17 protein-coding genes are annotated in these 23,209 nt (G+C 71.3%); 8 read left to right on the top strand and 9 right to left on the bottom strand.

All coding sequences use genetic code 11. The features are described from left to right. Positions 1 to 57: 57 nt before the first annotated feature. Positions 58 to 891, top strand: a complete 834-nt coding sequence (locus FOF48_RS21625) for a hypothetical protein (RefSeq protein WP_186002011.1) — start codon at positions 58 to 60, stop codon at positions 889 to 891. A 10-nt stretch (positions 892 to 901) separates the two neighbouring features. Here the strand turns inward: FOF48_RS21625 and FOF48_RS21620 are convergent, their stop codons facing one another. Next, positions 902 to 2,149 carry an SLC13 family permease gene (locus FOF48_RS21620; RefSeq protein WP_143904640.1) on the bottom strand — a complete coding sequence of 416 codons (1,248 nt, stop codon included), beginning with the start codon at positions 2,147 to 2,149 and terminating at the stop codon, positions 902 to 904. Between the two features lie 153 nt (positions 2,150 to 2,302). Then, positions 2,303 to 3,082, bottom strand: a complete 780-nt coding sequence (locus tag FOF48_RS21615) for a hypothetical protein (protein WP_143904639.1) — start codon at positions 3,080 to 3,082, stop codon at positions 2,303 to 2,305. A 263-nt stretch (positions 3,083 to 3,345) separates the two neighbouring features. Here FOF48_RS21615 and FOF48_RS21610 point away from each other — a divergent pair, with 263 nt between their 5' ends. After that, positions 3,346 to 5,766, top strand: a complete 2,421-nt coding sequence (locus FOF48_RS21610; protein WP_186002010.1) for a DEAD/DEAH box helicase — start codon at positions 3,346 to 3,348, stop codon at positions 5,764 to 5,766. 16 nt (positions 5,767 to 5,782) lie between these two features. Beyond that, entirely contained in the window at positions 5,783 to 7,435 is a 1,653-nt protein-coding gene (locus FOF48_RS21605; protein ID WP_143904638.1) for a ribonuclease H-like domain-containing protein, read from the top strand. A 3-nt stretch (positions 7,436 to 7,438) separates the two neighbouring features. On the opposite strand, the gene FOF48_RS21600 is transcribed toward FOF48_RS21605, so the two are convergent. After that, entirely contained in the window at positions 7,439 to 8,338 is a 900-nt protein-coding gene (locus FOF48_RS21600) for a LysR family transcriptional regulator (protein WP_143904637.1), read from the bottom strand. 178 nt (positions 8,339 to 8,516) lie between these two features. Between FOF48_RS21600 and FOF48_RS21595 the strand changes: the two genes are divergently transcribed. Continuing rightward, positions 8,517 to 9,749: an MFS transporter gene (locus tag FOF48_RS21595; protein WP_143904636.1), complete on the top strand. Its 1,233-nt coding sequence runs from the start codon at positions 8,517 to 8,519 to the stop codon at positions 9,747 to 9,749. An 18-nt stretch (positions 9,750 to 9,767) separates the two neighbouring features. On the opposite strand, the gene FOF48_RS21590 is transcribed toward FOF48_RS21595, so the two are convergent. Further along, a complete protein-coding gene (locus FOF48_RS21590) occupies positions 9,768 to 10,520 on the bottom strand; it encodes a hypothetical protein (protein ID WP_143904635.1) in 753 nt (250 codons plus the stop codon). A gap of 168 nt (positions 10,521 to 10,688) precedes the next feature. On the opposite strand from FOF48_RS21590, the gene FOF48_RS21585 reads away from it, so the two are divergent. The 3 genes from FOF48_RS21585 to FOF48_RS21575 all read left to right on the top strand — a co-directional run bounded on the left by FOF48_RS21585 (position 10,689) and on the right by FOF48_RS21575 (position 14,626). Continuing rightward, positions 10,689 to 12,041 carry an OmpA family protein gene (locus FOF48_RS21585; protein WP_255442503.1) on the top strand — a complete coding sequence of 451 codons (1,353 nt, stop codon included), beginning with the start codon at positions 10,689 to 10,691 and terminating at the stop codon, positions 12,039 to 12,041. An 81-nt stretch (positions 12,042 to 12,122) separates the two neighbouring features. Beyond that, a complete protein-coding gene (locus FOF48_RS21580) occupies positions 12,123 to 13,490 on the top strand; it encodes a WGR domain-containing protein (RefSeq protein WP_143904633.1) in 1,368 nt (455 codons plus the stop codon). Next, on the top strand, positions 13,490 to 14,626 hold the full coding sequence (locus tag FOF48_RS21575; RefSeq protein WP_143904632.1) for an STM4014 family protein: 1,137 nt from the start codon (positions 13,490 to 13,492) through the stop codon (positions 14,624 to 14,626). Before FOF48_RS21580 ends, FOF48_RS21575 begins: the two co-directional genes overlap by 1 nt. On the opposite strand, the gene FOF48_RS21570 is transcribed toward FOF48_RS21575, so the two are convergent. Genes FOF48_RS21570 through FOF48_RS21560 form a run of 3 tightly spaced genes read right to left on the bottom strand, consistent with a single transcriptional unit; the run spans position 14,593 to position 17,617 of the window. Further along, a complete protein-coding gene (locus FOF48_RS21570) occupies positions 14,593 to 15,492 on the bottom strand; it encodes an STM4011 family radical SAM protein (RefSeq protein ID WP_143904631.1) in 900 nt (299 codons plus the stop codon). The two genes, FOF48_RS21575 and FOF48_RS21570, sit on opposite strands and share 34 nt — an antisense overlap. Beyond that, the gene (locus tag FOF48_RS21565; protein WP_143904630.1) at positions 15,489 to 16,802 is read right to left on the bottom strand and encodes an STM4012 family radical SAM protein; all 1,314 of its coding nucleotides are present in this window, start codon (positions 16,800 to 16,802) and stop codon (positions 15,489 to 15,491) included. The genes FOF48_RS21570 and FOF48_RS21565 overlap by 4 nt, the downstream gene beginning before the upstream one ends. Continuing rightward, on the bottom strand, positions 16,799 to 17,617 hold the full coding sequence (locus FOF48_RS21560) for an STM4013/SEN3800 family hydrolase (protein WP_143904798.1): 819 nt from the start codon (positions 17,615 to 17,617) through the stop codon (positions 16,799 to 16,801). The genes FOF48_RS21565 and FOF48_RS21560 overlap by 4 nt, the downstream gene beginning before the upstream one ends. Before the next feature lie 261 nt (positions 17,618 to 17,878). Between FOF48_RS21560 and FOF48_RS21555 the strand changes: the two genes are divergently transcribed. Further along, the gene (locus FOF48_RS21555) at positions 17,879 to 20,179 is read left to right on the top strand and encodes a S8 family serine peptidase (RefSeq protein WP_143904629.1); all 2,301 of its coding nucleotides are present in this window, start codon (positions 17,879 to 17,881) and stop codon (positions 20,177 to 20,179) included. Here the strand turns inward: FOF48_RS21555 and FOF48_RS21550 are convergent. Together FOF48_RS21550 and FOF48_RS21545 are read right to left on the bottom strand one after the other, a co-directional pair. Next, positions 20,160 to 21,638: an erythromycin esterase family protein gene (locus tag FOF48_RS21550; protein WP_143904628.1), complete on the bottom strand. Its 1,479-nt coding sequence runs from the start codon at positions 21,636 to 21,638 to the stop codon at positions 20,160 to 20,162. The genes FOF48_RS21555 and FOF48_RS21550 overlap by 20 nt on opposite strands. 84 nt (positions 21,639 to 21,722) lie before the next feature. Next, complete coding sequence (locus FOF48_RS21545; RefSeq protein ID WP_143904627.1) at positions 21,723 to 23,192, bottom strand: hypothetical protein; 1,470 nt, start codon at positions 23,190 to 23,192, stop codon at positions 21,723 to 21,725. Between the last annotated feature and the right edge of the window lie 17 nt (positions 23,193 to 23,209).

The following is a 23,209-nucleotide window of genomic DNA, read 5'->3' as shown; positions in this document are numbered from 1 at the left end:
CTTCCGGGGCGGGCCGCAAACGGGCCAGGGCTTCGGGGATGGGTTAGCGTGAGGCCCATGGTGCGAAGCCGAAGCCTTCTTTTCGCGGCAGTCCTCCTCACCTTCACCGCCGGTTGCGCCTCGCAGCGACTCTCCGGCGCGGACCTGGACCGGGTCCAGCGGCCCGCCTTCATCTCCCGCATCGAGGATGGCGCGGGCCCCAAGAGCCGGGTGTTCCAGGATGACAGCGCCTACTCCGGCAAGCTCAAGAAGCTGGAGGCCAAGGAGGCCGACCGCCGGCTCACCGTGAAGCTGCAACAGGCGGTGACGCGCTTCGAGCTCTCCGAGCGCCTGCGCGTCACCACCCTGTCTCGCCTGCCCGAAGAGGCCCCCTGGACGGACGCGGTGGATCCCGCCCGGGTGGCGTCCTCGCTGGAGAGCTTCCTGGTGGAGGAGGTGCCCGCCAACGCGCCGGACTACGACCTGATGGCCCCGCTGGGCGCGGACACCATCGTGGAGTTCGTCATCCAGGACTTCGGCATGCGCAGCGAGGGCGGGCACGCCGGCGCCTACCTCAAGGGTTACGGGCGCATGTTCCGGCTGGACGGGCGCAAGGAGCTGTGGCGCAGGCCGTTCCACCTGGACGCGGTGGAGCAGGGCGCGCCGCACCTGGATCCGTTCAAGGTCGGCAAGGAGCCGGAGCTGTTCCGCCTGGCGATGACGGACCTCATCGACAAGGTGGCGGACATGTTCGTGAAGGACCTGACGCCCCAGAACCGCAAGGGCTCGGCCCCCACGGGCAGCGCCGCCGCGGACACCGTGCCCTCCGCCGTCACGCCCGCGTCAGTGGCGCCGCTGACCCCGCCCGAGCGCCAGCTGCCCCCCGGCGAGCTGCCGGATCCGGACGCCTGAGGCGCGGGGATTAGAACAGGGCGTGCTCCGCGAGGAGCACGCCCAGGCCCACGACGAAGCTGAGGAGGGTGACGGGCACGCCCACGCGCAGGTACTCGACGAAACCCATGCGGACCTTGCCGCGCGCGGCCTCGAAGACGATGAGGTTCGCCACGCTGCCCACCAGCGTGAGGTTGCCCGCGAGCGTGGAGCCCAGCGCGAGCACCTGCCACGCCAGCTCCGGCTCCTGCATGGACGGCACCCAGGCGCGCGCCAGCATCACGAAGGGCACGTTGCTGAAGAGGTTGGACGCCACGAGCGTGAGGAACGCGAAGCCCAGCGTCTCACGCAACGGGGGCCCGGCCATCAACGGAGAGAAGACGTGGCGGATCTTCTCCGCCCAGCCCGCCTGGTTCACCCCGAAGACGACGACGAAGAGGCTGGCGAAGAAGAGCAGCAGCACCCAGTCCACGCGCTCCAGGGCCTCGCGCGAGTCGTGTCCGGACAGGGTCATCACCAGCACCCCGCCCGCGAGCGCGCTCCAGCTCATGGGCAGGCCCGCGAAGAACGCCACCACCACGCCCAGCAGGCCCCCCAGTCCCAGCGTGAGCAGCCGGCGGTCCACTTCGAGCGGGGGAGGGTGCGCGTCGAAGTGCGCGGCCGGAAGCTGCTTGCGGAAGAGGTACAGCAGCGCCCCGGCGACGATGGCCGTGGAGAGCAGGGCGGGCAGCGCCATGTACCCGGCGAACCGCGCGTAGCCCAGGCCTGACGCCCCTTGAATCAGCATGTTCTGCGGGTTGCCGGTGAAGGTGGCCACGGAGCCGCTGTTGCTGCCCATGCACAGCGCGAGCAGGTACGGCGCGGGAGGCAGGCGCGCGTCCTCCACCACCGCCAGCACCAGCGGCGTGAGGAAGAGGCACACGGTGTCGTTGACGAGGAACGCGGACAGGAACGCGCTCACGAACGTGACGGCCACCAGGAGCAGCCGCGGCGTGTGGGCGACACGAAGGGCCTTGGCCCCGGCGACGCGGAAGAAGTTCGCCTGCGCCAGGTACACGGCCAGCAGCATCATCCCCAGCAGCAGGACGAGCGTGTCCATGTCGATGGCCTGCCCGTCCCGGTTCGCGCTGTGGCCGAAGACCTCCGAGGGCGTGACGACGCCCGCGACGACCATCAGCGTGGCGCCCAGCAGCGCGCCCCCGGGACGGTCCAGCTTGATGAAGGGCAAACGCGCCCCGGCGATGAAGAGGTACGTAAAGAGGAAGATCGCGAGCGCCACGGGCGCGGGACACTAGCCCTCTTCCCAGGGGATTTCCGCAGCCGACGTGAAAACCTCCTGCGTCCGACACACGCGTGGGCGATGCCCGGCCCACCCACGGCCCGCTCCCGAACACGGCCGAGCGGGCCAGGGGGTACTCCAGCGGCGAGGGGCCTAGCAGCCGTTGCCGTGGCCGCCACCGCCAACGGGACGCTGCATGAAGTGGAGGGAGTCGGCACCCTGGTTGACGGCGCTCGCCGCCCCCTGGAGCGCGTCACCGGTGGAGTACACGGTGATGAGGGACTGGCCCTCCTTGAGCGCCACGGGGACCGTGAAGCTCACGCGCTCGCCCGGCGCCAGGACGAAGACGCCCTCCTTCACGGGGCGCAGCGACTTCATCAGCGCCGCGTTCACGGACGAGAGCGCCTCCAGCTTGAGCGGGGCATCCACCACGGCGAAGCGCACGTCGCGCAGGCGGATGGACACCTGCGCCTCCATCACGTTGGTGAAGTCGATGATGGGCAGGCGGCCCGACACGTAGGTGAGGTTGTGCGTCACGTTGTGCAGGACGCTGTTGGCCAGCCGGCCATGGGACTTCGTCGTCCAGTACATGTCCTTGACCGTGCTGTCGCAGTCCTGCGTGCTCCAGCCGATGTGGATGGTCCTGCCCGGCGGGATGGGCGAGTCCATGCCGTCGATGTTCATCCAGTGGATGATCGTGTCACCGGACGCGGGATGCGACTCCTGCACGTCGGTGAAGTACCCATCGAGCGGCCCCCCCTGGTAGCCGTTGAACGTGCTGGCGAGGGTCTCGTTGCCACTGAGGACCACCGCCACGTCGTACGCCGTGGTGGTGCCCGTGTTCTTCAGGTCGACGTTGTACTCGTAGGCGAGCGCACCCTGGGTGGCGAGCGCCAACGCGAGCGCGGACAGACGAAAGGCGGGGGTCTTCATGGTGGGAGTTCGCCATGGGCCGCGGGGGAACGCAGGAGCGCGTGGGCCGGGCTCATGACGTGGAAAAGCAAGTGCATCGCGAATGCCACTCAAATCATGAGAGGACAGCAAGAACAGGCCTGGGCCCTGCTGTGACGGAAACGGCTACAGGAGAGCGCCCGGCTGTGGCGTGCGGGGTCAGTCACGCCGCGTCAGGTCCGCGCGAGCGGCGGAGACGTGGCGCGTTGTCCTTCCCGGTACACGTCTGTACAGTGCCCGGCCCTATGAAGCCCGAGAAGGAAACAGAGGCCTTCTCCGGCCCGCGCCGCACCCCGTGGTCGGGGGCTCGCGGACTGGACGCCGTGCTCCAGGGATGGCGGACGGACCGGCAGGTGTGGCCCCACATGGTCCACGATGCCGTGACGCCGGCCCGGGCGGGGGTCTTCGCGCCGCTGCCGGAGGGCCTGTCCCCCCAGGTCCGCGACGCGCTGCGCCGGCGGGGCGTGGAGCAGCTCTTCTCCCACCAGGCGGAGGCCTTCGCGCGGGCCCGCGACGGGGAGAGCCTGGTCATCGCCACGCCCACCGCGTCTGGCAAGAGCCTCTGCTACAACCTGCCGCTGCTGGACCGCTTCGCGCGCGAGCCCGACGCGCGAGCCCTGTACCTGTTCCCCACGAAGGCCCTGTCGCGCGACCAGGAAGAGTCGCTGCGCGCCTTCATGCGCGAGGCGGGGCTGGGGCATGGCGCCATCACCTTCGACGGCGACACGCCGGGGGACGCGAGGCGCGCGGCCCGTGAGCGGGCGGGCGTGGTGCTCACCAACCCGGACATGCTGCACACGGGCATCCTGCCGCACCACGCGAACTGGGCGCGGCTGTTCGCGAACCTGCGCTACGTGGTGATTGACGAGCTGCACACGTACCGGGGCGTCTTCGGCTCACACCTCGCGAACGTGCTGCGGCGGCTGCAGCGGGTGGCGCGCTTCCACGGGGCGTCGCCCACGTTCATCCTGGCCTCGGCGACCATCGGCAACCCGAAGGCGCACGCGGAGCGGATGTTGGGGCGCGAGGTGGCGCTCGTGTCGGAGAGCGGGGCGCCGTCCGGCGAGCGCCGGGTGATGGTCTACAACCCGCCGGTGGTGAACGCGGAGCTGGGCATCCGCGCCAGCTATCTGAAGAGCGCGGTGCGGCTCACCTCGGACCTGGTGCGCGCGGGGGTGTCCACGCTGTTGTTCGGCCAGTCGCGCAACAACGTGGAGGTGATGCTCAAGTACCTGCGCGACCGGTTCGTGGAGGAGAAGCTGGATCCGTCGCTCATCCAGGGCTACCGGGGCGGCTACCTGCCGGGCACCCGGCGCGCGACGGAGGCCGCGATGCGCGCGGGCGAGGTGCGCTGCGTGGTGGCCACCAACGCGCTGGAGCTGGGCATCGACATCGGCTCGTTGGACGCGGTGGTGTGCGCGGGCTACCCGGGCTCCGTGGCGGCGCTGGCGCAGCGCTTCGGCCGCGCGGGCCGCCGGGGCATGGGGAGCCTGGCGCTGCTGGTGACCTCCAGCGCGCCGTTGGATCAGTACTTCGCGGCGGATCCCCGTGCGCTCACGAGCGCCGCGGTGGAGCACGCGCGCATTGATCCGGACAACGTGGAGATCCTGGTCCAGCACCTGAAGTGCGCCGCGTTCGAGCTGCCCTTCGAGGAAGGGGACGCGTTCGGGGACGTGCCGGTGGAGAACACCACGGAGGCGTTGGACTTCCTCACGCAGCACCAGGTGGTGCACCCGTCGCAGCCGGCGGAGGGCGGACGGCGGATGTTCCACTGGTCGTCGGACGCGTACCCGGCGCACCACGTGTCGCTGCGCAGCGTGGGCTGGGACAACGTGGTGGTCATCGAGCGGGGCAGCGACCGGACGCTGGCGGAGATGGACTTCCGCTCCGCGCACACGCAGCTGCACGAGCAGGCCATCTACCAGCACGACTCGGAGCAGTATCAGGTGGAGCTGCTGGACCTGGAGAACCACAAGGCGTTCGTGCGCAAGGTGGCGCCGGACTACTTCACCGACGCGATGACGAACGTGCGGGTGAGCGTCATCCAGGAGGACCAGGGCGCGCCGCTGGGACCGTCCCTCCACGCGGGCCTGGGCGAGGTCTCCGTCATCGAGAAGGTGGTGGGCTACAAGAAGATCAAGTTCCACACGCATGAGAACGTGGGCTACGGCGACGTGCGGCTGCCGGAGATGCAGATGCACACCTCCGCGCTGTGGCTGACGGTGCCGGAGACGGTGGTGCGCGCGATGGACGCGCCGAGGCCCGCGGTCATCGACGCGCTGCGAGGCCTGGGTTCGGCGCTGCGCACGGTGGCGTGCGTGGGGCTGATGAGCGACCCGCGCGACCTGGGGCGGACGCTCGGCAGCCGGGACGAACCGGACGGTCCGCCGCGCAAGGAGGGTGGGGTGGGCTTCGAGCCGACGCTGTTCCTCTACGACAACGTGCCCGGTGGCGTGGGGCTGGCCGCGAGGCTGTACGACCAACGCGCGGAGCTGCTGCTGCGCGGACGCAAGCTGCTGGAGTCCTGCCCCTGCGAGGACGGGTGCCCCGCATGCATCGGGCCCGCGGCGGGTGGGCAGCCGGGGAGCGCGCCGTCAGGGTCGCATCCGCGCAAGCGGCTGGCGTTGGAGCTGCTGGCGGCGCTCGGCGTCGCCGGGGTGCAGTGAGGAGCACGGGCGGCGCATGGACCTGAAGCGCAAGCTGTCCCGACTCACCAGCGCGGGCCCCGGCAGTCAGGCCAGGGCGCCGGTGAACACCGTGGCGGAGACGCCGACGGCCGAGGCGCCGTCCGTCGCGGCGAGTCCGGCATCGGTCGTGTCGCCGAGGGCCCCGGACACCGTGGCGACGCATCCGCCCGCCGCGCGCACGCACGCAGCACCGCCCCCATCGGGCGTCCGCGTGGAAGAGGCGGGGACGACGACGATCGCGGAGGTCCTGGTCCAGGCGCTGCGAAAACGCCTGTCGATGGACGGGGAGGATGAGCCCTCGCTCGAAGGGGAGGTTCGTCCGGAAGAGACTCGTGATCCGGCGCCTCCGGACGCGCGGGCCCGGGCGGATGGGCTCGTGGACCTTCGAGAGGAGGCCCGGCGGCGGCTCGCGGCGCGGAAGGCGGAAGCGACGCAGGGCGCGAGCGATCCGCGCGTGGCGGAGCTGCGCAAGCTGCTGTCGTTCTGGGCGGAGCGGCAGGGCACGTCGTCCGCCCGGCGCGCGGTGGCCCCTGTTCCCGAGCCCCGGGCCCTGCCGGTGGAGGCGCGGTCGACGCCGCACGGCACGGTGCACGTCGCGGATCAGCTGTACGCGGCGGATCACCATCACGGAACGGCGCCGGTCGCGGCCGCGCTCGACGTGGAGGCGCGGCTGGTGGCGGGGCTCGCGCTGCATCCGGAGCTGGAGTCGGTGGACTTCACGCGGATGCTGATGCTGGACACGGAGACGACGGGGCTGGCGGGAGGCACGGGCACGGTGCCCTTCCTGGTGGGGCTGGCGTGGTTCGAGGGCCGTTCCCTCCGCGTGCAGCAGCTCTTCCTGCGGCGCATGGGCGAAGAAGCGCCGATGTTGCGGCTCCTCGCCGAGCGCATGGCGTCGTCGTCGTGTCTGGTCACGTACAACGGCAAGAGCTTCGACTGGCCGCTGTTGCGCACGCGGTTCGTGCTCAACCGCGTGCCGGTGCCGAAGGAGCTGCCCCACCTGGACCTGCTGCACTGCGCGCGACGCGTGTTCAAGCACCGGGGCGAGGGCGCGCGGCTCGTGCACCTGGAGTCGAAGGTGCTGGGGCATCACCGGGTGGACGACGTGGACGGCTCGCTCATCCCGGAGCTGTACTTCCGCTTCCTGCGAGGCACGGACGGCTCGGAGCTGGTGCCGGTGCTGGAGCACAACCAGAAGGACCTGCTGCTGTTGGCCGCGCTGCTGGGAGATCTGGTGCGCCGCTTCCAGTCAGAGGGCACGGAGCGGCAGGACCCCAGGGACCTGCTCGGCTTCGCGCAGGTGGCGGAGCGGGCAGGGGACTCGGAGCGGGCGCTCACCTTCGCGAAGGCGGCGGCGGAGGGCGGGGGACCGGTGGGCATCGAAGCGCTGGTGGTGGCCTCACGTCTCTGCCGCAGGGCGGGGGACTGCGAGGCGGCGGTGGCGCACCTCCAGCGGGCGCTCACCTTCGCGAAGCCAGGACAGGGCGCGGTGCTGCACCTGTCGCTGACGAAGCTCTACGAGCACTCGCTGAAGGACCTGCCCCGGGCCCTGTACCACGCGAGGCTGGCCGCGCCGGAGGAGCCGCCGCTGGATCATCAGCTCCGCCTGGAGCGCCTGGAGCGCAGGCTCGCGCGTCAGGGCGCCTGAGCGTCAGGGACCCGGCGCGCGGCTGTTGCTGAAGAGGTGCTTCGCCATGAAGTCCACGAACACGCGCAGCTTGGGAGACAGGTAGCGGCTGGACGGCCACAGCATCCGGAACGTGCCTTCGTGCTGCGTGTGCTGTTCGAGCACCGTCACGAGCGTGCCGTCCGCGAGCTGGCGGCGAATGGCGAAGTCCGGCAGGCAGGTGATGCCGAGCCCCTGTTCGGCCATGAAGATGAGCGGCTCGATGGTGTTCGCGACCGCCGTCGTCGGCAGCTCCAGCTCCTTGCGCCCGCGTCGCAGGGGCCAGCGCTCCAGCTTGCCGTTGCTCGCGAAGCGGTGATGCAGGCACGCGTGGGCACGCAGATCCTCCGGCTTCCGGGGCGTCCCGCTTCGCGCGAGGTAGCCGGGCGATCCCACGAGCGTGAGCCGAAAGGTGCCCAGCACCCGCGTCATCAACCGGGAGTCGCGCACCTCGCCCGCGCGCACGACGCCGTCGAAGCCTTCATCAATCACATCGACGATGCGATCGGAGAAGTCGAGGTCGAGCTCGATCTCCGGATACGCGCGCATGAAGGCGCTCAGCGTCGGCATCATCAACATGCCGGCCAGGGGCATGCTGACGCGCAGCTTGCCGCGCGGCGCGCCTTGCGTCTGCGCGAGCTCCAGCTCCGCGGCCTCGACCTCACAGAAGATGCGCCGGCAGCGTTCGAGGAAGAGCGAGCCCTCCGGCGTCAGGGTGATGGTGCGCGTCGAGCGGTGGAAGAGCCTCACCCCCAGCCGCTCTTCCAGCCGGGCGACGGCCTTCCCGATGGCCGACGACGACACCCCCAGCTGCCGTCCGGCGGCCGTGAAGCTGCGCGCATCCGCGGCCTGAACGAAGGCGTTGAGTGAGCCGAGGCTGTCCATGCGTGCCACCTTGATTGCGGACGTTCTTGTCCGATGTGCTTGGAACTGTAGCGTGGTGGTCGCCAGTCCAGCGCGAATCTACTGTGTCGCCATCGACGTCGACGGAAGCCGCCTCGCCTCGCGAGCCCGGGGGCTTCGGCATCGGCTGTCGTCCCTTCACTCCCTGACTGGCGGCATCATGACTTCGACGAACACGACACGCGCCCTGGCCGCGCCCGGACTCCAACACGCTGACGGTACGACAGGCGAGGAACAGCGCCTGCCCATCACCGGGCTCCTCGCCCTGGCCATGGCCGCGTTCATCACCGTGCTCACGGAGGCGCTTCCAGCGGGGCTGCTGCCACGGATGAGCGCGGACCTGGGGGTCTCCGAGTCACTGGCCGGCCAGCTCGTCACGCTCTACGCCATCGGCACGCTGGTGACGGCGATCCCCCTGACGGCCGCGACGCAGGGGTGGCGACGACGGCCGTTGTTGGTCCTGGCCATCCTGGGCTTCGCCATCGTCAACACGGTGACGGCGATGTCGACGAGCTTCGTGTTGACGCTCGGCGCGCGGTTCTTCGCCGGGGTGTTCGCGGGACTGTTGTGGGCCCTCGTCGCGGGCTACGCGGCGCGCATGGTGCAGGCGCACCAGCAGGGCAGGGCGATGGCGATCGCCATGGTGGGCATCCCGCTCGCGCTCTCGCTCGGGATCCCCGCCGGGACCTTCCTGGGCGCCGCCGTCGGCTGGCGCGTCACCTTCGGCATCATGAGCGTCCTCGCCCTCGCCCTGGTCGGCTGGGTGTTCGTCAGGCTCCCGGACTTTCCGGGCCAGACCGGGGAGCGTCACACGTCCATCCGGAAGGTCTTCCTGCTGCCAGGGCTCCGGTCCGTGTTGATCGTCACGCTCGCCTTCGTGCTCGCGCACAACGTCCTCTACACGTACATCGCGCCGTTCCTCGCGCCGACGGGGATGGCGAAGCACCTCGACGTGGTCCTGCTCGTCTTCGGGGTGTTCGCGCTCGCCTCCATCTGGGTCATCGGCGTCTTGATCGACCGCTGGCTGCGCGAGCTGGTGCTCGTCAGCACGGCGCTCCTGGTGGGGGTGTCGTTCGCGCTCGGCCTGTGGGGTGGCGTCCCCGCCGTGGTCTACGGCGGCGTGGCGATCTGGGGGCTGGCCTATGGCGGAGCGGCGACGCTCTTCCAGACCGCGTCCGCGAAGGCCGCGGGCGAGGCGGCGGACGTCGCCCAGTCGATGGTCGTCACGGCCTGGAACATCGCCATCGCGGGGGGCGGCATCGCGGGCGGAGTGCTCCTCGAAACACACGGCGCGACGGCGTTCCCATGGCTGCTCGTCCTGCTCCTGGTGCCGACGCTGCTCGTCGCCTGGAGGGCGAAGCGCCACGGCTTTCCACCCGTGGTCAGGCGTTGATCACGCCGCGAACCTCCGTCACGGCAACGCGCCCCGCAGCCCCGGGAACCATGCCACGAGCAGCCGCTGCGTTCCCAGCCTCACCCGGGCCCGCCCCGTCATCCCGTCCTGGTAGACACGGCGCATGCCGTCACGCTCGTAGTTCCGCGACGGGACATGCGCCCGCACCAGCACCGCGCCTTGCTCCGACGACTGCGTCGCGTCCTTCTGCGCCCGCGCGTACTGGAGCGACGTCTCCGGATCCTCCACCTTCTCGATGACCGCTTCGAAGGGAACGGGCATCCCCGCCAGCTGGTATTCGAAAGTCATGCCGGGTGCCAGCTCCGCGCGGAGCTCCCCCGGGAAGAGCACGTAGAGCGAGGGCAGCACGTTCCGGTTCATCAACGCCATCAACGGCTGCCCCTCCACGACCTCCGCGCCCGGCTTCACCGACACGCGCCCCACCATGGCTTCCAGCGGGGCGAACACCTCCGCCGCTCCCGACGCCGCCGCGAGCCGCGCCACCACCTGGCCCGCCGTGACCTTCTGACTCAGCCCCACGTCCACCGACACCACCCGCCCCGCGACCGGCGCCGGCACGTCCACCCACTCGCCCAGCTCCAGCAGCGCCGTCCCCCGCGCCGTGCGATCCACCCGCACCATCGCGGCGAACACGGCCAGCGTCACCACCGCCCCCACCGCGCTCCAGGCCCACGCCCGCCTTGAAAGCCGGGGCGTCACCTTGGGGGAAGAGGGAACGGGCGTCGGAGAGGGGTCAGGCCGCGGATCCATGCGCCACCGAGGATGATCCAACCGGCTCCCTCCGCGCCAGGATTGGTTGGAAGGCTGAATTCACCGGGAAGCCTCCAACCCGGCCCCCGCGGCGCCCGTCTGCTCCCCCTACAGGGCTGTATCCCTGCATCGCCCGGGGAAACGTTGTGCCATGCTGCGCGACGCCTCGTGGATTCCTCCTTCCTCCAGATCGGGTCACTGGTCCTCGCGGGACTGCTTGCCCCGGGCGCGCTCGCGGCGGAGCCGACGCGCGAGGAGCAGGTGCGCGCGGAGCTGGAGCGCCAGCTGCGCGCCATGGTCCCCGAGTCCCCCGCGGAGGTGCAGCTGCTCTTCGAGGGCTTCAAACCCGAGGACGGCTACCGCCTCGTGGAGACAGACTTCCTCCTGGACGGCGAACCGCTCGCGGTCCCCTCCATCGAGGAGCTCAACGCGAAGGGCGTCCACCGCCTCGCCGTGCTGAAGGTGGAGCCGGGGGAGCACACGCTCGTCTCGCGCGTCACGTACACCAACGGCTCCTGGAGCCTCTTCAGCGAGACCAACGGCTTCCTCTGGAAGATCACCGCGTCCGTCGGCTTCCAGACCCAGCGCGGGCTGCGCGTCCTGGTCAAGGCGTCGCCCAGCGTCGTGCCCAACGCGCCGGATCCGCGCCTCAAGCTCAAGCTCACCCACGCCGTCACGGCGGAGATGATCCAACCGCCGCAGGACGAGCCCGTCGTCGCCACCGCGCCACCGCCGGTGAAGAACGCCTCCGTCGACGCGGGCACGGCCGCGAAGTCGCCTCCGGACGCGGGGAGCCCCGTGAAGGTCGCCCAGCTCCCGCCGCCCGACGCGGGCGTGAAGCCTCCCGCGACGGTCGTCTCCGTGACGCCGCCCGTGGAGCGCACGCCCGTGGCCCTCAGCCGCCTGCGCCTCCAGGTCACGTCGAAGAAGCCCACCTCCGCCACCGCCTTCGTGCGCGGCGCGGGCGAGCCCGTGAAGCTGACGGTCCCCACGGCGCCCGGCCGCAAGCCCCCGGAGCTGCCCCTGTCCGCGGGCGCGTACACGGTGGACCTCATCGCCGACGGGTTCCTCGCCCAGACGCGCCAGGTGGAGCTGGCCTCGGGCGCTGACGCGTCGGTGGCCTTCGCGCTGGTGCCCGCGCCCAAGGCCGCCCAGGCCGCGAAGGTGCAGGAAGACCGCGTCGAGCTGCCCCGGCCCCTGAGCTTCGACGAGAAGAAGCCCATGCCCGTGAAGGCCTCGCTCGCGGGCCTGGACCTGCTGGTGGACCTGCTCGTGCGCGAGCCAAAGGCCCGCCTGCGCGTCGAGGGACACACCGACTCGCGCGAGGTGCCCGAGCCCGCCCGCCAGAGCCTGTCCGATGCGCGCGCCCGCGCCGTCGCGGACCTGCTGGTGCGCGCGGGGCTGGCCCCCTCCCGCGTGGAGGCCGTGGGCCTGGGCGACCGCAGCCCCAAGGCCCCCAACCTGATTCCTCGCGGCCGCGAGCTCAACCGCCGCGTGGAGCTGGTGCTGCTGCGCCGCTGAAGCGGGGCCCTGCCTCGTCGCGCCTTGAGCTTGCCGGGGGGCTCTTCTAGCGTCCGAGGCGTTCCCCGGGAGGGTCGCCCCATGCCGCGCTACGAGTTCACCGAAGGCAGCTCCAGCAAGTTCTGGGAGATCACCCTGGAGGGCACCACGCTGACCAAGCGCTGGGGCCGCATCGGCACCGACGGCCAGGAGAAGGTGGAGACCTTCGGCTCCAAGGCGGAAGCGAAGAAGGCCTACGACGCCCAGGTCCGCGAGAAGGAGCGCAAGGGCTACACGCTCGCCAGCGGCGGCGGCGAGGCCGGGGACGGCGACGGAGGGGAGGCCACGGGGGAGGGCGCCTCCAACCCGGACCTGGAGGCCGCCATCCTCGCCAACCCCGATGACCTCAAGGGCTACCTCGCGTACGCCGAGTGGCTCAAGGGCGAGGGCGATCCCCGCGCCGAGCTCATCCTCCTCCAGCACGCCACGCTGGAGGCCGCGGCGGACGCCGCCGCGCTCATGCACAAGCGAGCGGCGAAGTTCATCGCGACGCACGCGGGCGAGCTGCTGGGCGAGGCGCTGACGGAGGCGGTCTCCAACGAAGCCCTCAAGCTCGAGTGGCACCTGGGCTTCATCCGCGAGGCCCGGCTGGGGCAGGTGGACTACGACTCGGGAGAGGACATCCCGGAGCTGCTGGGCGAGCTGCTGGCCCATCCATCCGCGCGCTTCCTCCAGAAGCTGACCCTGGGCATGGCCAACTTCGACGGGCAGAACGAGTACGGCGACACGCTGAAGGTGCTCGCGAAGGCGGAGCCCGCCCCGCCGCTGCGCTCGCTGTTCATTGGTGACTTCGAGTACCCGGACGACACGGAGATCTCCTGGACGGACGTGGGCAACCTCCAGCCGCTCTACAAGGCCTACCCCCAGCTCCGGGAGCTGCGCGTGCGCGGCGGGGAGATCGCGCTGGGGGTGGTCGACCTGCCGGAGCTGCGCTCCTTCACCGTGGAGACCGGTGGCCTTCCGCTGGGCGCGGTGCAGTCCATCGTGAAGGCGAAGTGGCCGAAGCTGGAGGCGCTGGAGGTGTGGTTCGGGCAGGAGAACTACGGCGCTGGTGGCGGGGTGAAGGACCTCGAGCGCCTGCTCGACGGCGAAGGCGTGCCGGCCCTTCGCCTGTTGGGGCTGCGCAACTCGGAGTTCACGGACGCGCTCTGCGAGGCGCTGTCCACCGCGAAGGTCGTCGCCCAGCTCCAGGCGCTGGACCTCTCCATGGGCACGATGACCGACGCGGGCGCCGACACGCTGGCCCGCAACGCGAAGGCCTTCCAGCACCTCCGGACGCTGGACGTCACCCAGAACTACCTCACGGAGGTGGGCCAGGGGGCGGTGGCGAAGGCCGCCCGCTCGGTGGCGGCGGGCAACCAGCGCACGCCCTACGAAGAGGACTACCGCTACGCCGCCGTGGGCGAGTAATGCCCACCGCGCCGCCGTTCCTGATCATCGGCAACCCCGGGAACCGGCGCGTCACGCTCTTCCAGGAGGCCCTGATCCGCGCGGGGCTCCCTCCCGCGCACGTGCTGGCCTGGGAGGCCGTGGCCCGCGCGCCGGACGTCCTCCTGGACCTGCCTGACACGGAGCGGTTCGTCCGCATCGACGCGGCGGGAGAGGACGCGGGCGTGGAGCGCGCCTTCCTGAAGCGCGGTCACGCGGATGCCCTCGCCGCGGGCTGCGACACCGTGGCGCCGGCCCCCCTGGACGCCCTGCCGGATGAGCACGGCCGCGTGCTCTGCCCCCGGCAGCACCACCTGGGCTTCCTTCGCGTGCTGGAGGACCTGTCCGCCCGCTTCACGCTGCGTCCCCGGTGGCGCGTGCTGTCCGCGCCCGGCGCCATCGCGGACCTGTTCGACAAGCGCGTCACGTCACGCCGGTACGCGGCCCTGGGCATCCCCGTGCCACCGTTCCTGGACCTGGACGAAGCCAGCGCCCATCCGGAGGGCCTGCGACAGGGGATGCGCGACGCGGGCTTCCGCGAGGCGTTCGTGAAGCTGTCCTGCGGCTCGTCCGCGTCCTGCCTCGCCCTCTACCGGCCGGGGCGGTCGGGCGGCTCGCTCCTGACCAGCCTGCACCGGGGCCCCACCGGCTGGTTCAACTCCCTCAAGGTGCGCCGGGTGACGGACGCGCGGGACGTGGACGCGGTGCTGGCCTTCCTCCTGCGCGAGGGCTCCCAGGTGGAGGAAGCGCGGCCCAAGGCCCGGCTGGGTGGGGACGTGTTCGACTGCCGCGTCCTCGCGGTGCGCGGCGAGCCCGCCTTCACCGTGGTGCGCCAGAGCCGCCTGCCCATCACCAACCTGCACCTGGGCGGCTACCGGGGAGACCTGGGCGCCTTCCACGCGGCGGTGCCGCGCCGGGAGCTGGAGGCCGCGATGGAGAGCTGCCGCGCCGTGGCCCGCGCGCACGACTGCCTCCACGTGGGCATCGACCTGATGTTCGAGGACTTCTTCCACGGCCACCGCGTGCTGGAGGCGAACGCCTTTGGGGACCTGCTCCCCGGGCTCACGCGCGACGGCCTGTCCGTCTACGACTGGGAGATCCGCGAAGCGCTGCGTTGAGCGCCGCCCGTCCACAGCCGCGTCGCCGGCACGCGCTCCAGCAGCCCCGAACCGAACACCCGGTCCAGCTCCAGGTACTCCAGGTGCACATAGCCGATGTGGCACCCGCACGTGTCCTTCGAGCACGGGCGCGGCCTCAGCGCCGCGTCGAAGTCCGGCGCGTAGAGGTTGCCCAGAGGCTCCTTGATGAAGTGACACCGGTACGCGGTGCCGTCACCGTCCACGGACAGCACGGACTCGCCCCCTCGGCAGGCGCGGCCCCGGCTGGGGTGGCGGGTGTTGTTCACGGGGAAGAGCGGATCGATGCGGGTGAAGCGCTCCACGTCCTCGGGCGTGTACGCGTCCAGGCCGTCCTTCACCGCGTTGATCCACAGGTACGTGTCGTCGGGCAGCTCACGGCGCAGGGCCTCCGCCTCGTCCGCGAAGCGCCGGAAGCCCACCATGCCCGCGCTGTGGCGCACGCCGTGCTCCGACAGCCGGTGGCACTGCGCGAGGAAGCGCGAGCGCTTCATCCACTCCGGGTGGTACGTGGCCCAGATGCCCAGCTTCTCCGGGCGGCAGTCGGCGAGCCAGTCCAGCCGGCAGGAGAGGTTCGTCTGCACCGCCGCGCGCTCCACGTGGGGCAGGTGCGTCAGCCGCGCCAGGGCCTGCTGGTACCAGGGCCAGATGAGCGCCTCGCCCCAGGGCGTGAAGAAGACGGACACGGTGTCCTGCGTGCGCGACTCCACCCACGCGAGAAACCGCTCCAGGTCCGCGCGATCCTTCGTCAGCTCCTCCTCGGACTGCTTCCACTTGCCGAAGGGGCAGTACTCGCAGCCGTAGTTGCAGCCGGACAGCGGGCCCCGGTAGAGCACGGTGAGCTTCATCGCCAGGCGTACTCCGCCATCCGCGCCCGCACCGCCTCGGAGTCCAGCCACGGGCCAATCAGGTCCGAGCGCTCCACGCCCGCGTCCGTGAGCTGGAACACGCCATCCACGTCCCGCGCCAGCCCGTGCGCCTCCAGCTCCGCGAGCATCGGGAAGTCCCCCCGGGCCTCCGATCCGAAGCGCTGGCGGTACACCCCCGGGTCCACGCCCTCCGCCAGCAGGGACAGCACCAGGTGCCGGTGGCGCTGCTCGGCCGCGTCCAGCACGAAGCCGTAGCGCGCCTCGCCGAAGGACTCCGTGTCGCGCTCGATGTACGCCTGGATGATGCCGCGCACCTCGCGCGACGCGACCGCGTACTCGGACGAGTAGTGCACGGCGCCCGCGTACGAGCGCGCCCCCACCCCCAGCCCCACCATGCCGTCCTCCTGGCAGCGGTACACCGCGCCGCGCGCGGCCGGGGCGTGCGCCGCGCGGAACATCCGCATCGACACCTGCGTGTAGCCCCGCGCGAGGAGGAAGTCCCGGCCGGTCCGGTAGAGCGACAGGCGCAGGTCGTCCCACGCGCGCGACTTCTTCCCCAGGAAGGTGAGGGGCCGCACGTAGAGCGGGTAGAGGTACAGCTCCTCCGGCGAGTACCGCAGCGCCGCTTCCAGCGAGCGCAGGAAGCTGTCCACCGTCTGTCCCTCGATGCCGTAGATGAGGTCCAGGTTGAGGGTGGGGAAGCCCGCGCTCCGCAGCAGGTCCAGCGTCGCCTCCACCTGGGCCGTCTTCTGCGGCCGCTTCACCGCGGCCACCTCCGCCTCCAGGAAGCTCTGCACGCCCATGCTCACCCGGTCCACGCCGCGGGCCTTCAGCAGCGCGACCTTGTCCGCGTCCACCGTCTCCGGCGACACCTCCACGGACAGGGGCACCGCGCGCGGATCCACGCCCAGCTCCGCCGCCAGGTCGAACACCGCCTCCAGCCCCGCGACCTCCAGCAGGGTGGGGGTGCCCCCGCCAATGGCCGCCCGCGCGAACGTGGCCGGCCCCAGCGCCTCCTTCACCCGGCGGGCCTCGCGCTTCAGCGCGGACAGCCATGCCTGGACGACGTCCTCCTTCGGCCCCGCGGCGGTGAACAGGTTGCAGAACCCGCAGCGCATCTCGCAGAAGGGCACGTGCAGGTAGAGGAACAGCGCGTCCCGGCGCTCCTTCGCCCAGACGTCCTCCAGCGGCAGCGCGGGCGTGAGCGGACGGTAGGCCGTCTTGTGCGGGTAGCCGTAGAGGTACGCCACGTACGGCGTCCCTTCGAGCATCGACTCCAGGCGCGTCATGGCCCGGAGTCTACCGGCAGGACGAACTCCCCATAGGGCACCGTCCACACCACCGGGTGCCCCAGCCGGTGCCCCGAGTAGCCGTCCTCGCCGTACGCCGTCCCGTGGTCCGAGCACACGATGCAGAAGGCCGGGGCCCGCCGCCGCAGCGCCTGGAACAGCGGCGGCAGCTGGCCGTCCACGTACGCCAGCGCCGCCGCCTGCGTCTGCTTCGAGTCCTCCAACGCCCCTGGCACGTAGTGCCGGTTCGGCTGGTGCAGCGCGGAGACGTTGAGGAACAGGAACACCCGCTGCTCCCGGGGCAGCGCCTCCAGGATCTTCACCGAGAGTGATGCCTGATTTTCCGTGGATCGAGGGTCGGTGACGCCCAGCTCCGGGCCCCAATGCGCTTCGGCGAAGAGGCCTGGGAGCACGCGGCCCAGGGGGTTCCTCCGGTTGAAGAAGCCCGTCCCGCCAATGCACACCGTGTGGTAGCCGCGCCCGGCCAGCCCGGTGACGAGGTCCGGCGCGTCCAGCACGCAGGTGCCCGGGCCCGTCGTCTCGCTGCCCTCGAAGCGCAGGGCGAACGGGCGCGGGTGCCGACCAGGGGTGACAGGGGTGGGGAAGAAGCCGGCGAAGAAGGCCTGATGCGCGGCGTAGGTGAAGCTCGCCGGGCTGTGGCGCTCCTCCCACCGTCCGCCGGGCAGCAGCGCGGCCAGGGTGGGGGTGCGGCCCGCCTCCAGCGCTTCGCGGGCCACGTCGTAGCGCAGCGTGTCCAGCGTGATGAAGAGCAGGTCGTGCGTACCGGCGCCAACCAGGGCGTTCAGGTCGTGCATGCGGGCAGGAGGAGCGGGGGACCTCTTCAACACGAGGCCCCCGGCCCGGTCCAGCGCCCGCTCGCCGCACCGGAGTCCCGGACCGCGCCTGGAGTCTGAGCGATTCCGAACACCTGGGGTGCACCCGAGACCACCTCGACGCACCCCAAAACCGACACCAGGAGTGAAAAAAGCACACCCTATTGCAACTGAGTGGCAAGGACTTGAAATACTTCCTTAATACGTATTACAGGTTTTTCTCACTTTAAAGGGAGTGCCGACATGCAGAGCATGCAGAAGCGGTTCTCGACGTCCCGTGGTGGCTGGCGGCCGGTGACGGCGCTGGTGCTGGGGTGCACCCTGGTGGTTCCGGCGGGGGCGCTCGCGGCGGAGCGCACCCCCACGGCGGCCACGCGCGCTCAGGCGGCTCCGGGCGCGGCGGTGGCGACGACGCTCCCGGCGGGTGGCCAGACCCTGGCGACGCCGGCGGGGCTGGTGTTCCACCGGACGGCGCGGCAGGTCAGCGCCCTGCGCACCCTGGACGTGGTGAAGGACACCGGCGTCCAGCTGCACGTCTGGCGCGAGCGGCAGGCGGACGGCACGGAGCAGGCCTTCTCCGCGTACACGCGCGGCGGCACGGAGCTGCTGGGGCGCGTGCAGCCAGAGGCGTACCTCATCCGGCTGGCGGAGGCTTCGTTCGACCCGCTGGCGCGCAACGCGCCGCTGCTGGGCAACGCGCTGGTGGCGGACCGGGACAACACGCTGTCGCTGGTGCAGTTCCACGCCACGCCGCTGCCGGAGTACCGCGAGGCCATCGAGAACGCGGGCGGCAAGGTGCTGCGCTTCCTGTCGGACCACACGTACCTGGTGGAGATGCCGGCGGACGTGAAGGCCCGCGTCGCGCAGCTGCCCGCGGTGCGCTGGGTGGGGGACTACCACCCCGAGTGGCGCCTGGAGCCGGTGCTCCGTGACGCGCTGCTCGGCCGGGCGGCGGCGCTCGCGCCCCAGCGCTACTCCATCATGCTGGGCGAGGGCGGCCCCGCGCGGCAGGCCCGCGTGACGGCGCTGGTGGAGCGGCTGGGCGGCAAGGTGGAGCTGGTGGAGCCGGGCGGCCTGCGCGTGGAGGCCACGCTCAGCCAGGAGCAGCTGGCCCAGGTGGCCCGCGCCAACGAGGTCCAGTTCGTCGACCGCTGGGGGGGCCCCGGCGAGGTGGACATGGACATCGTCCGCGAGACGGGCGGCGCCAACTACATCGAGACGCTCAAGGGCTGGAACGGGCAGGGCGTTCGCGGAGAGGTGTTCGACACCGAGCTGCGCACCACCCACCGCGAGTGGCCCACCGCGCCCATCATCCACAGCACGGGCACGAGCTCCGGCTCCCTGCACGGGACCAGCTGCTACAGCCACAACTTCGCCAAGGGCGTGGACCCGCTGGCCCGGGGCCTGCTGCCGGGCGGGCAGGGCATCTTCTTCCTCTACTCGGAGTCCACCCAGTTCGGCGGCACCAAGTCGCGCTACACGATGAACCAGGAGCTGCTCAACCCCACCGGCCCCTACCGCGCGGTGTTCCAGACCTCCAGCGTGGGCAGCACGCTGACCACCGCGTACACGACCATCTCCGCGGAGGTGGATGACTACCTGTTCAAGGCGCCGCTGCTGAGCACGCAGTCGCAGAGCAACAGCGGCTCGCGCAACTCACGCCCGCAGGCGTGGGCGAAGAACATCGTGTCCGTGGGCGGCATCCGTCACTACAACACGCAGACCCGCGCGGATGACAGCTGGTCCACGGGCGCGAGCATCGGCCCGGCGGCGGACGGCCGCATCAAGCCGGACCTAGCCTTCTACTACGACAGCATCCGCGGCGCGTCCGGCTCCACCGACAGCAGCTACACGGAGTTCAGCGGCACCAGCTCCGCGACGCCGCAGACCTCCGGCCACTTCGGCCTGCTGCACCAGATGTGGCACCAGGGCGTGTGGGCCGGCCACGGCGGCGCGGCGGACGTCTTCACCAGCCGCCCGAAGATGGCCACCGCCAAGGCGCTGATGATCAACGGCGCGGCCCGCTACAACTGGCTGGCCGGCGGCGCCAACGCGGACATCGACCGCAACAAGCAGGGCTGGGGCACGTCCGACCTGAAGCGCCTGTACGACCGCGCCGCGAAGACGTTCGTCGTCGACGAGACGGACATCCTCACGCCGCTCGCCACCAAGACGTACACCTTCACCGTGGCCAGCGGGGAGCCGGAGCTCAACGTCACCCTGGCCTACAAGGACCCCATGGGCACCGTGGGCGCGGCCCAGGCGCGCATCAACGACCTGTCGCTGCGCGTGACGGCGCCCAGCGGCGTCATCTACTGGGGCAACAACGGCCTGACGGCGGGCAACGTCTCCACGGCCGGCGGCGCCTCCAACAAGGTGGACACCGTGGAGAACGTCCTCATCGCGAACCCCGGGGCGGGGACGTGGAAGGTGGAGGTCCTGGCGGATGAGCTGGTCCAGGACGCCCACACCGCGACGCCGGCCGTGGACGCCGTCTACGGCCTCGTCGTGAGCGGCGTCCAGCTCAATTCGAAGGCGCCGTAGTCCCCTGCGCCTCGCCGTGCGCGGCCTCCGGCTTCTCCGGGGCCCGCACGGCGCGGTGGAGGACGGGCAGGGACGGGCTCAGCGTGCCCAGGTAGAGCCGGCCGTGGAAGCCCGTCTCCCCCCGCGACGCGAACATCGCCACCTTCCGGGGCGTGTTCGGCTCCTGGCGTGCCTCCACCGTCGGGTTGATGCCGTGCACGTCGCAGTCCACCTGCTCCCAGACGTTGAAGCGGCACGCGTAGTGGGCGCCCCGGGCGAAGCCCACCTCCAGCGCCAGCACGGGCGATGAGGGCTGGGCCCGCGTCAGCCGCCGGCCCATGGGTTCGAACTTCGAGTCCCAGCCGACGCCGCCGGTGCGCACGTGCACGTCACCGGCGAGCACCAGCATCCACGCGTCCGGGTGCTCCTGGCGGAAGGCCAGCAGGTTCGCCGCCATCTCCGCCTCGCGCGCGTTGCCCGCCGCCTCCTTGGAGTCGAACGCCACCAGCGAGATGGCGCTCCCCCGGGCCCGCAGGCGGCGCGCGGCCTCGACCAGGTGGATGACGCCCGCGCTGCTGCGGCCGTCCTGGTCCACGCGGCGGAAGAAGTCGCTCAGCACGAGCAGCCGCTCCAGGTCCTCATTGGTGCCCGCGCTCGCCAGGTACTCCTCCAGCGCGGACTGGTCCACCGACGGCACCGACAGGGCCAGCGCCACCGGCAGCTTCTTCTCCGCCGCGTCGCAGAGCATCCGCGCGGCGGCGTCCGGCAGCTCGCGCGTGCCCAGCGGATCCGCCACCAGCACGGTGGTTCCACCGGCGAGCAGCGGCGCCACGCCCTCCACGGGATCGCCGCAGCGGGGGGCCGCGTCCGGGGCCTCCGCGGTCCAGCCGTCCACCTTCACCTCCCGCACCGGGATGGACGCCTTGCCGCCCACCAGCTCCAGCGATGGCACCATCTCCAGCCGGGCCAGCAGCTTCCGCTCCTGCGGCAGGTCGCGGAAGCCACGGCGCAGCTTGAAGCCCTCCATCGTCGGGACGGCTTCGAAGGTGTCGTGCGTGAACGCTTCGCGGAAGTGGTTGTAGGTGTGGTCGTTCGCCCTCTGGCTGCCCGGCTCGGGGGTCTGTTGCATGATGGCGTCGTCCGCCTCGCGGTACTGGAGCCGGAAGATGCGCACCAGCGACTGGCGCGGCCCCACCGCTTCGGGGCGCACCAGGTAGCGCTCGAAGGTGCGGTTGCCGCGCGCGTTCACGCCGATCTCCCAGGACTGGGAGTACAGCTCGTGCGTGGTGTTGTTCTCGAAGATGTCCAGGCGCTGCTCTTCCAGCAGCCGGCGCGCGACGAACATCGCCTCGTCGAGCGGCACCAGGTAGACCTTCTCCACGGTGGGCATGGGCTCCGCGTCCGCCGGAGCCCCATCCAGTCCACGCGACAGGCTCGCGCAGCCCACGCACAAGAGCCCCAACGTCCAGTGCCACCGCATGGTCCTGCCCCCTTTCGTGAAGGGGACCGCGTCGGCGTCGTCGCCGTCCCCGTCGGCACAGCCTGACACTTCAGGTGAAGACCCTCAGGGCGTGGCGTCCGGCGGGTGCGCGGCCCCTTGCTGCTGGGCCACCGGTTGGGTCACGCGCTGGATGACGGGCGGAGAGGCGTTGAGCGCCCCCACGTAGAGCCGACCGTGGAAGCCCCGGTCGCTGGGGGAGGAGAACAGCGCCACCTTGCGCGGCGTGCCCGGCTCCTGGCGCACCTCCACGGACGGGCTGAGCGCGTAGACGTTGCACTCCACCTGCTCCCAGACGTTGAAGCGGCAGGAGAACTGCGAGCCGCGCGCGAAGCCCACCTCCAGCGCCTTCACGGGCGAGGCGGGCAGGGCGCGGAGCAGCCGCGAGCCCAGGGGCTCGAAGTCCTTGTTCCAGCTCACCGGCTTCGTGCGCACGTGCACGTCGCCCGCGAGCGCGAGCAGCCACGCGTCCGGGTTCGCCTGCCGGTACGCGATGAGGTTCCGGGCCATCTCCTCCTCACGCGAGTTGCCGGAGGCGGAGTTGGAGTCGAACGCGAGCACCGTGATGGCGTTGCCCTGCGCGCGCAGGCGGCGCGCCTGTTCGATGAGGCGCAGCATGGCGCCGCTGCTGCGGCCATCCTGGTACACGCGGCGCCAGAAGGAGCTGACCACCAGCAGCCGCTCCAGGTCCTCGTTGCCACCGGCGGAGGCCAGGTACTCATCGAGCGAGGGTTGATCCTCCGACGGCAGCGACAGCGCGAGCGCCACCGGCAGCTTCTTCTCCACCGCGTCGCACAGCATCCGCGTGGCGGCCTCTGGCAGCTCGCGCGTGCCCAGCGGGTCCGACACCAGCACCGTGTGCCCCGCGGTGAGCAGCGGCTCCACGCCCGGCAGCGGCTCCCCGCACGTCACGGGCGCGGAGTGGGCCACGTCCTCCTCCCAGCCCTCCACCTGCACCGAGCGCACGGGCGCGGACGCCTTGCCCCCCACCAGCTCCAGCGAGGGCACCATCTCCAGCTTCGCGAGCAGCTTGCGCTCCAGCGGGAGGTCGCGGGTGCCGCGCACCATCTTGAAGCCCTCCATGTCCGGCACGCCGTCGAAGGTGAAGCGCTCGAACGTCTTGCGCGCGAGGTACTTCTCCTCGTCCTCGATGCGCTCGTTGAGCCACTTGGGCTTGATCTCGATGTTGGTGTCCTGCTCGCGGTAGCGCAGGCGGAAGACGCGGACCACGGACTGGCGGGGGCCCAGCGCCGCGCCCTTCACGAAGTAGCGCTCGTAGGTGCGGTTGCCGGGCAGGTTCAACCCGGGCTCGTGCGCGGAGGTGTAGAGCTCGTGGTGGCCCTCGCGCTCGAAGACGTCGTAGCGCTGCTCCTCGAAGACGTGCCGCATGGTGAGCAGGGCCTCGTCCAGCGACACCAGGTACACCGTCTCCTCGGTGGGCACCTCCTCCTCGCCCGCCGCGTTCTCGTCGTGGAGGTCCTTCGTCAGGCTGGCGCAGCCCAGGCACAACAGTCCCAGCATCCAATGAAACCGCATGACGTGACCTCCGGCCC

Source organism: Corallococcus sp. Z5C101001 (assembly GCF_007352635.1).
Taxonomy (GTDB): domain Bacteria; phylum Myxococcota; class Myxococcia; order Myxococcales; family Myxococcaceae; genus Corallococcus; species Corallococcus silvisoli.
This window is presented reverse-complemented; position numbering and strand designations above follow the sequence as displayed.